Raw genomic sequence first — 12,701 nt, 5'->3', positions numbered from 1 at the left:
TCTCGGCCTAGCTTGCGCGGCATGAAACAGCCGATCTTCAGCGTATTGCTTGCCCTGGCCGGAGCCCCCGCCCTGGCCCAGGAAACCATTATCGTGACCGCCGACCGGACCGGGGAGACGCGCGACAGCGCGGTGATGGCCGCGGGCCTGGTAAACGCCGAGGCCATTGTCGAAACCGGTGCGCATCATCCCGCCGAGCTGGTCAATCGTGTGCCGGGCGCCTTCCTGCATCGCGGTAATGGAGCTGAGCACCTGACGGCGATCCGGTCTCCGGTCCTCACCGGTGGCGCGGGCGCGGGATCCTTCCTGTATCTGGAAGACGGTATTCCGCTGCGCGCTGCCGGCTTTGCCAATGTCAACGGGCTGTTTGAAGCGCTTCCGGGCTTGTCCAGCGGGATCGAGGTCCTGCGTGGCCCAGGCAGTGCCCTGCAAGGCTCCAACGGCCTGCATGGCGTGATCAATGTCCGTTTGCCGGAGAGTGGGAGTAATTACCTCGAGGCCGAAGCAGGCTCCTTTGGCCGTCTGCGCGGACGGGGCATGACCCAGTGGGAGGGCGGCTATCTTGGCATCGCGCTGCAGCATGAAGATGGCTGGCGCGACATGTCGGGCATGGACCGGCAATCTGGCGTGTTGCGACTGTCCGGCGCGACCGAGCGTGTCGATTGGCGCTTTACCTTGACCGCGGTGAATCTCAATCAGGAGACCGCCGGCTTCATCGTCGGTACGGATGCCTATGAGAGCGAGGCATTGTCGCGGGTCAATAATGATCCCGAGGCATTTCGCGATGCCCATGCCGTCCGCGCCAGCCTGAGGCTGGACGGGAACACCAACGGTTGGGACTGGACGGTGACGCCGTATTTGCGGTCGAACGCCATGGATTTCTTGATGCATTTCCTGCCGTCCGAGGCGCTGGAGGAGAGCGGCCATGACAGTCTCGGCCTGCAGGCCTCAATGGCGCGAGCCTGGGACGGTGTCGAGCTGATCCTCGGTGCAGATTTTGACAGCACTGACGGGTATTTGCGCGAAACCCAGGAACGTCCGACGATCTTCTCATTCGTGCAGGGCGAGCACTATGATTATGACGTCGATGCCGATGTCATCGCTGCCTACGCTCAAGCCCGCTGGGCGTTGAGCGAGCGGCTCGATGTGCAAGCCGGCCTGCGCCTTGAAAATACCCGCTACGATTATCACAACGCACTGGAAGACAACACGATTGGGCGTTTCCAGCGGCTTGCCGACCGGGAAGATGATTTCACCACGGTGACGCCGCATCTCGGTTTCACCTGGGATGTCGATGCCGCGTCCAAACTCTTTGGCCGTCTGGCGCGGGGCGCTCGTGCCCCCCAGACCGCCGAGCTCTACCGCCTGCAACTCAACCAGATCATTGACGATATCGAACCGGAAACCATTGATAGCGTTGAGCTGGGCTATCGCCGCAACTTCAATAATGGCGGCCGGGTTGAGCTCGTCGCTTTTACCATGGCCAAGCAGAATGTGTTCTTCCGCGATGCCGACGGGATCAATGTGACCGATGGCGAGACCACCCATGAGGGCGTGGAGGTGGAGATATCCTACCCGCTGTCGGAGGCGTTTACATTCGATCTTGGTGCGGTTTGGGCGGAGCACCGGTACGCCTTTGACCGCAATGTCGGCAATCAGAGCGAGGTGATCCGCGATGGCGCGGCCATTGATACGGCTCCGGAATGGCTCTGGAATGCCCGGTTGAATTGGGAGGTTCGCCCGCAGACCCGTGTCTCTGCCGAATGGGTGCATGTTGGCGAATACCAGACCAATGCTGCGAATACGCGCGCTTATGACGGCCATGATGTGTTGAACTTGCGCGCCCGTCATGTGCTGTCCGAGGGGCTGTCCGGCTTCCTTGCGGTGCGCAACGCGCTGGATACGCGCTATGCTAAGCGCGCGGACTTCGCTTTCGGCAATGACCGCTACTTCCCGGGCGAACCCCGGGCGGTCAGCATCGGTCTGCGCTGGGAATACTAATCAAGGCCGGGGAGGGCTGTGATGCGGTTTGTCGCGGGATTATCTCTTATACTGATCGCGTCCTCGAGCTGGGCGCAGGACTATTTCCCCCCGCAGGGCGATGCGGCCTGGGAACGCCGGGATCCAGAGGCCCTCGGATTTGATCCGGACGCGCTGCAGGCGGCGGTCCAGTTCGCGATCGACAATGAGACCCAGCCGCGTGAGGGCTGGGAGGGGGTTGATGTCCGCGACCTGTCGGTCATGGTCCCGCTAACCTGGGCCTTCGAGCCGCATTCCAGCCCGCTCGGCGAGTTTCGCCGCCGCGGCGAGCCGGCCGGGATCATCATGCGCAATGGCTATATCGTTGCGGAATGGGGGGATCTGGACCGGGTCGACATGACCTTCTCCATCTCCAAGACCTTCCTCAGCCATGTCGTGGGTGTCGCCGTCGATGACGGACTGATCGCCAGCGTCGATGACCGCGTCTCCGACTATGTCGACGATCCGCTGTTCCAGACCGAGCACAATCGCGCCATCACCTGGGACCAGATGCTGCGCCAGACATCGGGCTGGTGGGGCACGCTGTGGGACAAGCCGGCCTGGGCCGACCGACCGGCCCGGGACAATCCGGCCCGTGATCTTGTGGCGGGGCCGCCCGAGCCTGGGGCGGCCTGGGAATATAATGATGTCCGCGTCAACGCCCTGGCTCTGGCTGCACTGCACGTCTTCGAGCGTCCCCTGCCGGACGTGTTGGCGAACGAGGTCATGACCCCGATCGGCTCATCGGGCAGCTGGGAATGGCATGGCTATCGCAATTCCTATGTCGAGATTGACGGCGAGCAGATGTGGTCGGTCTCCGGTGGCGGCCATTGGGGTGGCGGCATGATGCTTTCGGCCTATGACCAGGCCCGGCTCGGCCTGCTGGGTCTGCATCGCGGCAATTGGGACGGGGAACAGGTCTTGTCCGACGCCTGGTTCGAGGCGTCGCTGACGCCGACCGATGTGGCGCCGCATTATGGATATATGAATTTCTTCCTCAACCGCCCGGATATCGCGGGCGCAACGATTTCAGTAGAGGCTGCTCCGCAGACGAGCTTCGCCTACCTGGGGGCAGGGGCCAACATGGTCTATATCGACCCCGAACATGACATTGTCGCCGTCGTGCGCTGGATCGAAGCGCGCGAACGCGGTGCATTCATTGAGCACCTGATGGCCGCTATCCGCCCGTAACCCCGCCATGGATTGCGCCCCGCCCTCGGTCAGCGGGGGCAGGAAAAACACGGCGAATGCCAGGGCGGTATAGACAAGAATGGTACGCATATCGACAGGCTCCCTATCGTGTAACGCACGATTCGGGAAATCCAGTCGTTTAGCGCCGTGAATGAATTATGCGACGTGCAAAAGCAATTTATTACGATTGCGAACCATTGCCCGGAATGAAGCGTTCGCTCATGCTGTGGCGATCACCCGGATGGGTCAGACGGGCATAGGTTACAACACGTTCGGCCTGGAATGTCCGGCGCTCCAGGACCAGGCAGGCCTGGCCGATTGCGGCGTCCAGAAGCTCCGCGGTCGCCGTATCGGCATTGGCAGCCGAGACGGTATGCTCCGCCTCGGTCCACGGGGCGACGGAGAGCAGCCAGGCGCCCGGGCTGGAGCGATCAAACGCCGCCGTGCGGGCCTCGGGGAGCAGTGACAGATTGATCCAGCGCTCTTCCAGCTCGACCACGGCTTCGTCCGCATAATGGCGGCACAATATGCGCTGGACCGGGCTTCCGGTTTCGATGCGCATGCGCTCGGCGGTTTCCTGATCCGCGTTCACGGTTTCATTGACCAGGCACTCATAGTGGTAATGCTGACCACGCGCCGGGATCAGGCTGGACATGTCGACAATTTCCAGCATAGCCGCGGGCGGCGGGGGCAGGGCGACGAAACTGCCGGCGCGCCGGCGCCGGATGATCAGACCTTCATCGGTCAGCTCGCGCAGGGCCCGGTGAACCGTCATGCGTGCCGCACCGAAATGATTGGCAAGGTCTTCTTCACCCGGTACGCGGTGTCCCGGCGCCCAGTCACCCGATCGGATGTTCACTGAAAGCGCGCGCTTGATTTGTTCATAGACGGCGCCTTGTCCGTCCAGTTCGAGTTGTTCGCGCCATTCACTCATAGACTAACAGGCCCAATTGCGAAGTCGCCTTATGCTCGCCCCATAGCGTTGCTCGACTTCATCGCGTGCCTTGGCACGCCCGTTTTCAACGACTGTTCGACCCGAGACATAGACCGTTTCAATGCAGCGTCCATCGCCGCTGAATATCCAGCTGCTGATTATCGCAGTTGGGTCTTCGGCCCATAGCGCGGGGGCATCCAGGTTCAGGGTCACGATGTCGGCGGGCTGACCGGCTTCCAGCTGGCCGGAGCCCTGGGCAATGGCCTGAGCTCCGCCGCTGGCCGCCGCGCCATAGAGCGACACGCCGGTGGCTTCGCCCGGCTGGCTCAACACATTGCGTTGCTGCGAGCGCAGGCGCTGGCCGTATTCCAGCAGACGTAATTCCTCGGCCAGGTCAATGCGGATCTGGCTATCGCTTCCGATCCCCAGCCGGCCCCCGGCGGCGAGATAATCGGGCGCGGGAAAGAGACCATCGCCAAGATTGGCTTCGGTCTGTGGGCAAAGCCCGGCGATGGCACGGGTCTGTGCCAATGCCGTGGTCTCCGCGGGTGTCATGTGGGTGGCATGAACCAGGCACCAGCGTTCATCGACCTCGACCTGGTTGAGCAGATAATCCACCGGCGTTGTGCCCACGGCTTCCTGGCAGGCTGTAACCTCGGCCATTTGCTCGGCGATATGGATATGAACTGGCCCATCCCCGGCAAGGGCCTGCAAGGCGTCGAACTCATCCCGGTCCACGGCGCGCAGCGAATGAGGGGCCAGCCCGAGCCTGGCACGCGGGAGGTGCTTGATGGCCTCGGCCGCCGCACCGTGCAGATCGGCAAAGCCGTCCAATGTGTTGACGAAACGCGCCTGGTGCGGCTCGGGCGCGCGCTTGCCGAAACCGGCCCAGCGATAGAGCACGGGCAGCAAGGTGAGGGCGATGCCGGTTGTTGAGGCCGCAGCCACCACCCGCAGACCCATCTCGGCCGGATTGGCATAGCTCTGCCCGTCGGGCTGATTGTGCAGATAATGGAATTCACCGACGCTGGTGAAACCGGTTTCCAGCATCTCGCAATAGGCCAGGCTGGTCACGGCCTCGACATCCGCTGGCGTTAGCCGGGCGACAAAGCGGTACATCAGCTCGCGCCAGGACCAGAAACTGTCGCGCCCCGGAGCGCGGAACTCGCTCAACCCCGCCATGGCGCGCTGGAAGGCATGCGAGTGCAGATTGGCCATTCCGGGAAGACCAAGCCGGTGGCGATGATCATCGCCCCCTGGCTTCGCGCCGGGCGCAACCGAAGCGATGCGGCCATCCGCATCAATGGCGATGCGGACCTGATTAGCCCAACCGGTTTGCAGCAGGGCATGGTCAAAAAACAGATGTTTCATCTTCACTCGGCCAGTGGACAGCGCTCCGACTTCTTATTATTTGCATATACAAATAAAGCCAAGCCGGGACTGCCCCATGCGTCTGGATAAATTGCTGATCAACGCCAAGCTCGCGACCATGGTGTCCGAAGAGAGTGGCAAGCTGCACGAAGTGCATGATGGCGCTCTCGGTATCGCCGGTGACCGCATCGCCTATGTCGGGCCGCGCAGCGAGGCTCCGGTGGATGTCAGCGAAACTGTGGACCTTGAGGGCCGCTGGGTGACGCCCGCCCTGGTGGATTGCCACACCCATATCGTCTTTGCCGGCGACCGTTCGGATGAATATGCCCGCCGGCTACAGGGCGAGAGCTATGAGGACATTGCGCGTTCCGGCGGCGGGATCGCGCGCACGGTCAGCGAAACCCGCCGGGCCGATGCGGCTGAGCTCGCTGCAGCGGCGCTGACCCGGCTCGACCCGCTCGCCCGTGAGGGTGTGGGGACAGTTGAGATCAAGTCGGGTTATGGTCTCGAGTTCGAAAGCGAGCTCGCCATGCTCAAGGCAGCCCGCGCTTGCGGCCGGGCCTCCGGGCTGCGGGTGGTGACGACGCTCCTCGCCGCTCATGCGGTCCCGGCAGAATACGCCGGCCGGTCCGATGCCTATATCGACGAAGTCTGCCTGCCCCTGATCCGTGAAGCAGCGCGCGAAGGTCTTGCCGACGCGGTTGATGCCTATTGCGAAACCATCGCCTTTTCGGCTGAGCAGACCCGCCGTGTTTTCGAGGCGGCACGGGAGGCCGGCCTGCCGGTGAAACTGCATGCCGACCAGTTCAGCGATTGTGGTGGTGCGGCCCTGGCAGCCGGTTTTGACGCCTTGTCTGCCGATCATCTTGAATACACCAGCAAAGAGGGCGTCGCGGCGATGGCAAAGGCCGGCAGCGTGGCTGTGCTCTTGCCGGGGGCCTTCTACACGCTGCGCGAAACGCAGCTGCCGCCGATCGCTGTGCTGCGCGCAAAAGGTGTCTGTATGGCGGTGGCGACCGATGCCAATCCCGGTTCCTCGCCACTCCTGTCATTGCTGACCGCCGCCAACATGGCCTGCACGCTGTTCGGCCTGACAGTTGAAGAGGCGTTAGCGGGCATCACCCGGGAAGCTGCGCGCGCCCTCGGGCTGGAGCGCGAGATCGGGACACTTGAAACCGGCAAACGCGCCGATCTGGCGGTCTGGGATATCGACCGGCCGGCAGAACTTATCCAGTGGGTCGGACACCGCCCGCTGCATGCTCGAATTCTCAATGGGGAGTGGCAATGAGCCAGGTTGTGATCAAGCCCGGTGCGATGGCGCTGGCGAACTGGCGGGAGATTTTCCTCGGCGCAGGATTTACGCTGGCCGAGGCGGCGAAAACCGATGTCGATGCCTCTGCGGCCAGCGTAGAGCGGCTGATTGCCTCCGGCCGGACCGTCTATGGCCTCAATACCGGTTTCGGAAAACTGGCACATACGCGCATTGCCGCCGATCAACTGGGTCTGCTGCAACAGCGCCTGGTGGAGTCCCATGCGGTCGGGCTCGGAGAGCCTTTGCCGGCGGCCATTGTTCGCCTGATCATGGCGCTCAAGCTGGCCAGTCTCGGCCGCGGGGCGTCTGGCATACGCTGGTCGACCCTTATGGCGCTTCAGGCCATGGCTGATGCCGATATCCTCCCGCTGATCCCGGAAAAAGGTTCGGTCGGCGCCTCCGGTGACCTGGCGCCGCTCGCGCACATGTCGCTGGCCCTGATGGGCGGCGGCGAAGTCTTCTATCGCGGCACGCGGATGCCGGCGGGTAAGGCTCTCAACGCGGCTGGGCTCGAACCGGTAGAGCTGGCGCCCAAGGAAGGCCTGGCTTTGCTCAATGGCACCCAGGTTTCGACTGCCCTGGCTCTGGCTGGCCTGTTTGAGATCGATACCGCTTTCAGCAATGCCCTGGTCTGCGGCGCCCTCAGCGTCGATGCCGCGAAGGGCTCTATGGTACCGTTCGATGCCCGAATTCACGCGCTGCGCGGACAGCCGGGACAGATAGAAACAGCGGCCGGCATACGCAGCCTGCTGGAGCACAGTGAAATTCTCGGCTCGCATGCCGATTGCGAAAAGGTCCAGGATCCTTACTGCCTGCGTTGTCAGCCCCAGGTTATGGGCGCGGTCCTCGACCTGATGCGGTCCGCCGCCGGTGTCCTTCATGCCGAGGCTAATGCAGTCACCGATAACCCGCTGATCTTCCCCGGTCAGGATGAAGCGCTCTCCGGCGGTAATTTCCATGCCGAGCCGGTTGCCTTTGCGGCCGATCAGCTGGCCCTGGCGGCGGCAGAAATCGGATCATTGTCAGAGCGCCGCATCGCCTTGCTGACGGATGCCAGCCAGAGCCGTCTGCCGGCCTTCCTGTCTCCGGAGCCGGGGCTGAATTCCGGCTATATGATTGCCCATGTCACGGCGGCTGCCCTGGTGTCGGAAAACAAGCAGCGTGCCTATCCCGCCAGCGTGGACAGCATCCCCACCAGTGCCAACCAGGAAGACCACGTCTCCATGGCGACGCATGGGGCCAGGCGGCTGCTGGACATGGCGGACAATCTGCGCGGCGTGCTCGGGATCGAATTGATTGTGGCTGCCCAGGCACTTGATTTCCACGCTCCGTTGAAGAGCTCGCCGGTGCTCTGCACCGTTCATGACCAGGTGCGCGGTGAAATCCCGCATTTGGGTGATGATCGCTATCTCGCGCCGGACCTGGAGGCCGCCAAGGCACTGATCGGCGCGGCTGCGATGGTGCGCGGTCTTCCCGGTGCGGTGCAATGATGGTGGTGACCGAACACATCGGAGGCGGCCCGCTGGTGGTCTCCATGCCCCATTCAGGGCTCAAGCTTTCGCCCGGGCTCGAGCAGCGCTTGAGCCCCGAAGCTCGGGCGCTGCCGGATACCGATTGGCACATTCCGGAGCTCTATGATTTCCTGGCACCGCTCAATGCCACCATTATTGCCGCCGAGTATTCCCGTTATGTCATCGATCTAAACAGGGACCCGTCCGGCCAGTCGCTCTATCCGGGCCAGGCCACGACTGCTCTTGTACCCGTGGCCCGTTTTGACGGCGAGCCCATCTATCGGGATGGCGAGGCACCCGATACAGTCGAGACCGAGGCCCGCAAGCGCGATTATTTCGAGCCTTATCACGCCGCGCTTGAGCGCGCGCTTGAGCGGGCCCGGTCACGTCATGGCTATGCGTTCCTGTGGGATGCGCACTCGATCGCGAGTGAAGTGCCGCGCCTGTTCGAGGGCGGCTTGCCTGATCTCAATCTCGGGACCAATTCCGGCGCCAGTTGCGCGCCCGTCATCGAAGCCGAGGCCGTCCGAATGATGCAGGCGGCCACGGATTTCTCCTCGGTCAGCAATGGCCGTTTCAAGGGCGGCTGGATCACCCGCCACTATGGCCGGCCGGAGTTGGGCGTCCACGCCCTGCAAATGGAGATCGGCCAAAACGCCTATATGGGCGGCGCCCCCGGATACGCGTTCGATCCGGCCAAGGCCGCCCGACTGCGTCCCGTACTCAATTCCATTATCAGCGCCGCGCTTGATGCCGCGGCCGAATTTCATGCCGGAGCTTCATCATGAGCGGAACCCGTCTCGACAATGCCCGTATCATTCGCGCCAAACATGGCCGCGAGCTGGAAGCCTTGCACTGGGGGGCTGAGGCGCCCTTGCGCATGCTGATGAATAATCTCGATCCGGAGGTCGCCGAGAAACCGGAAGAACTCGTCGTCTATGGCGGGATTGGCCGTGCCGCCCGGGACTGGGAGAGCTTTGACCGGATTGTTGCCGCACTGAAACGGCTCAAGGAAGACGAGACGCTCCTGGTCCAGTCCGGCAAGCCGGTCGGCGTGTTCCGCACCCATGCCGACGCGCCGCGGGTGCTGATCGCCAATTCCAACCTCGTACCCGGCTGGGCCAATTGGGAGCATTTCCGTGAGCTCGATAAGGCGGGCCTGATGATGTACGGCCAGATGACGGCCGGGTCTTGGATCTATATCGGCAGCCAGGGCATTGTGCAGGGTACATACGAGACCTTCGTTGAGGCCGGGCGGCAGCATTATGACGGTGATCTGAGCGGCAAGTGGATCCTGACCGGCGGGCTTGGCGGCATGGGCGGGGCCCAGCCGCTGGCTGCGACCATGGCCGGGGCCTGCATGCTGGCGGTGGAATGCCAGCCCAGCCGGATCGAGATGCGGCTCAAGACCGGCTATCTCGACAAGCGCGCCGATACGCTCGACGAGGCGCTGGAGATGATCAAGACCGCCTGTGCCCGCGGCGAGGCGATTTCGGTCGGCCTTCTGGGCAATGCGGCTGAGGTCTTCCCGGAGCTGGTGCGTCGCGGCGAGCATCCCGACATGGTCACCGACCAGACATCGGCCCACGATCCGGTCAATGGCTATCTGCCGGCCGGCTGGACGCTGGAGGAGTGGGATGCCAAGCGTGAAACTGCTCCGGAGGAGGTCGAGGCCGCGGCCAAGAAATCCATGGCGGTGCATGTCCGCGCCATGCTGGCGTTCTGGAAACAGGGCATCCCGACCCTCGATTACGGTAATAACATCCGCCAGATGGCTCAGGATGAGGGCGTTGAGAACGCTTTCGACTTCCCTGGTTTCGTACCGGCCTATATCCGCCCGCTTTTCTGTCGCGGGGTCGGGCCCTTCCGCTGGGCCGCCCTGTCCGGCGACCCTGAAGATATCTACAAGACCGACGCCAAGGTGAAGGAGCTGATGCCGCACGACACGCATCTGCACCGCTGGCTCGACATGGCGCGCGAGCGGATCCAGTTCCAGGGCCTGCCGGCGCGAATCTGCTGGGTGGGACTGGGTGATCGTCACCGTCTGGGACTGGCTTTCAATGAGATGGTGGCCAAGGGCGAGTTGTCTGCACCGGTGGTGATCGGTCGCGATCATCTCGACAGTGGCTCGGTGGCTTCACCCAATCGCGAAACCGAGGCGATGAAGGACGGCTCCGATGCCGTGGCAGACTGGCCGTTGCTGAACGCTCTGCTCAATACCGCGTCCGGCGCCACCTGGGTTTCGCTGCATCATGGCGGTGGGGTCGGCATGGGCTATTCCATGCACTCCGGCCAGGTCGTGCTGTGCGATGGCAGCGAGGCGGCGGCCAAGCGGGTCGAGCGGGTGTTGTGGAATGATCCGGCGACCGGCGTCATGCGTCATGCCGATGCCGGATATGACATCGCCCTGGACTGCGCGCGCGAGCAGGGTCTTGATTTGCCGTCAGTGGACTAGGACTGGGCCCGCCGGATTGTTGACAGGTTGAGTGCAGGCTGCGGCATGGCCGCATCGATATCCACCTCGCCAACCTGGTCCCGCATCTGCTCGATCCAGGCCGGGACCCTGGCCATGAAGTCCGGCACCTCTTCGGCCGGCATCGGCTTGGCGAGCAGGAAGCCCTGCAGGTAGCGGGCGCCGAAGGCGGTGGCGTAGGCCATCTCTTCCGGTTTCTCGATGCCTTCCACCACGCATTCCATGTTGAGTGATTTCGACAGCGAGATCAGCGTGCGCAGGATCTTGGCCGCGGACGCCTCGCTCATCAGCGGTTTGACGAAGCTGCGGTCGATTTTCAACTTGGAGACGTGCAGGCGCTGCAGATAGCTGAAGTTGGAATAGCCAGATCCGAAATCATCCAGGGCGATAGAGACACCACACGCCTGTAGCTCGCCGAGCGAGCGGGCGGCGAAGTCCTGGTCGTCGAGCATGGCGGTCTCGGTGATCTCCAGCTCCAGCCGCGATGCATCGACACCGCTCAGACGGATCTGTTCGGCGATTTTCTGGACATTGGATTCCGACATCAGATCGTGAGCCGACAGGTTGATCGCGAGCCGTGCGTCCTTTGGCAGGCTTTCCATCGCCTTGAGCGCCTTGCCGAGCAGAATATGGGTAACCCGGCTCATCTGCGTGGTCCGTTCAGCGGCGGCGATAAAAATGCTCGGGGGGACCGCGCCGAGCTGGGCGCTGTTCCAGCGGCCGAGTGCCTCGAACCCGGAGACCCGTTGGTTGACCAGATCGAATTGCGGCTGGAAGACCAGCGACATTTCCTTTTCCAGATCGGCCTGACGCAGACAGCGGTCGACATGGTTCACATTGGCCAGGTCCACCTCATCCAGGTCGGAGAAGACCACGGCTTCCCCCGGACGCGCATTCTTGGCGCGGTAGAGCGCGTGGTCAGCGCGCTCGATCATGGCGCTGCATTCCAGCTCGCCACGATCGCAGACATAGACGCCGGCCGACCCGGAAATCCGTACGACTCCGGCCGGCAGCGAATAGGGCAGGGCCAGCGCGTCGACGAGACGGGAGGCGATGCGCCGGACCTCATTGGTCTGGGCCCGGTGGTCGGCCAGCAGGGCAAATTCATCGCCGCCGAGGCGCGCCACCATGGCGCCGCGAGGGCTGGCCGCCAGCAGCCGCCCGGACACCGCCCGCAGCAAGTCATCACCAGTGCTGTGCCCGTAAACATCATTGACCGGCTTGAACCCGTCCAGGTCGATCAGGATGAGAAGGAATTTGCGCCCGTCCTCGCGCAGCCCGTCGAGGCGGTCTTCAAATGCATCGAAGAAGCTGCGCCGGTTGGGCAGGGCGGTGAGCGTGTCCTTGACCGAGATGCGCAATGCTTCTTCGCGCTCCTTGACTGCTTCAAGACGAGCGGAGACCGCGTTGAAGATGGCCCCGCGCACCAGGGTCGTCGCGCCGGCAGCGCCCAGAGCGCCGGCAATACCGACCGAGACATATTCGGTGAACATGCTCGGAAGGTTGATATGCACAATGACGAGCATGGCGCCGACGCACAGCACCGTCCAGAATATGGCGATCCGCAGATTGGGTGTCATCATGGCGAAGGCCGGCATCATGATGGCGAAATACATCAGGTTCTCCGCCTCAAATCCGACCAACAGGTGGATCAGAGTGTTGGAGAACAAGGCGCTACAAATGACGGCGCTGCAGATTTCAAGTTCAAACGCGGTGCGATGCTTACGGGTCCACAACCACATCGCGCCGCTGGCCAGACAGAAAAAGATCGCCAGCGGGCCCATAACAATCTGCCCAAGGCCGTCAGAGAACGCAAAGCGTTGACAGCGTTGAACGCGAAAAATGCCATGCCGACCAGGCCCGCGCCATTCACGATGGGACGGAAGGTGG

At 63.1% G+C, this 12,701-nt stretch carries 9 protein-coding genes; 6 read left to right on the top strand and 3 right to left on the bottom strand.

Annotated features, from left to right (window positions below):
• Positions 1 to 21: 21 nt before the first annotated feature.
• A complete protein-coding gene (locus Q1V51_RS12415; protein WP_300556820.1) occupies positions 22 to 2,001 on the top strand; it encodes a TonB-dependent receptor in 1,980 nt (659 codons plus the stop codon).
• Positions 2,002 to 2,022: 21 nt separating this feature from the next.
• Entirely contained in the window at positions 2,023 to 3,210 is a 1,188-nt protein-coding gene (locus tag Q1V51_RS12410; protein ID WP_300556818.1) for a serine hydrolase, read from the top strand.
• Between the two features lie 181 nt (positions 3,211 to 3,391).
• On the opposite strand, the gene hutC is transcribed toward Q1V51_RS12410, so the two are convergent.
• Both hutC and Q1V51_RS12400 read right to left on the bottom strand, forming a co-directional pair.
• Entirely contained in the window at positions 3,392 to 4,144 is a 753-nt protein-coding gene (gene hutC / locus Q1V51_RS12405; protein WP_300556816.1) for a histidine utilization repressor, read from the bottom strand.
• A 3-nt stretch (positions 4,145 to 4,147) separates the two neighbouring features.
• A complete protein-coding gene (locus Q1V51_RS12400) occupies positions 4,148 to 5,515 on the bottom strand; it encodes a formimidoylglutamate deiminase (protein ID WP_300556814.1) in 1,368 nt (455 codons plus the stop codon).
• A 76-nt stretch (positions 5,516 to 5,591) separates the two neighbouring features.
• Between Q1V51_RS12400 and hutI the strand changes: the two genes are divergently transcribed.
• From hutI to hutU, 4 genes are read left to right on the top strand one after another with little or no spacing between them, the layout of a single operon-like run.
• Entirely contained in the window at positions 5,592 to 6,803 is a 1,212-nt protein-coding gene (gene hutI / locus Q1V51_RS12395) for an imidazolonepropionase (RefSeq protein ID WP_300556812.1), read from the top strand.
• Positions 6,800 to 8,317, top strand: coding sequence for a histidine ammonia-lyase (gene hutH, locus Q1V51_RS12390; RefSeq protein ID WP_300556810.1), 1,518 nt, complete (start codon positions 6,800 to 6,802; stop codon positions 8,315 to 8,317). The genes hutI and hutH overlap by 4 nt, the downstream gene beginning before the upstream one ends.
• Entirely contained in the window at positions 8,314 to 9,126 is an 813-nt protein-coding gene (gene hutG / locus Q1V51_RS12385) for an N-formylglutamate deformylase (RefSeq protein WP_300556808.1), read from the top strand. Before hutH ends, hutG begins: the two co-directional genes overlap by 4 nt.
• Positions 9,123 to 10,793: a urocanate hydratase gene (gene hutU / locus Q1V51_RS12380; protein ID WP_300556806.1), complete on the top strand. Its 1,671-nt coding sequence runs from the start codon at positions 9,123 to 9,125 to the stop codon at positions 10,791 to 10,793. The genes hutG and hutU overlap by 4 nt, the downstream gene beginning before the upstream one ends.
• On the opposite strand, the gene Q1V51_RS12375 is transcribed toward hutU, so the two are convergent.
• Positions 10,790 to 12,595 carry an EAL domain-containing protein gene (locus Q1V51_RS12375; protein ID WP_300556804.1) on the bottom strand — a complete coding sequence of 602 codons (1,806 nt, stop codon included), beginning with the start codon at positions 12,593 to 12,595 and terminating at the stop codon, positions 10,790 to 10,792. The two genes, hutU and Q1V51_RS12375, sit on opposite strands and share 4 nt — an antisense overlap.
• Positions 12,596 to 12,701: the final 106 nt, after the last annotated feature.

The organism is Maricaulis sp., assembly GCF_030149235.1.
GTDB lineage: Bacteria > Pseudomonadota > Alphaproteobacteria > Caulobacterales > Maricaulaceae > Maricaulis.
Note: the sequence above shows the minus strand (reverse complement) of the source record. Positions and strands in the feature narration are given on the sequence as shown.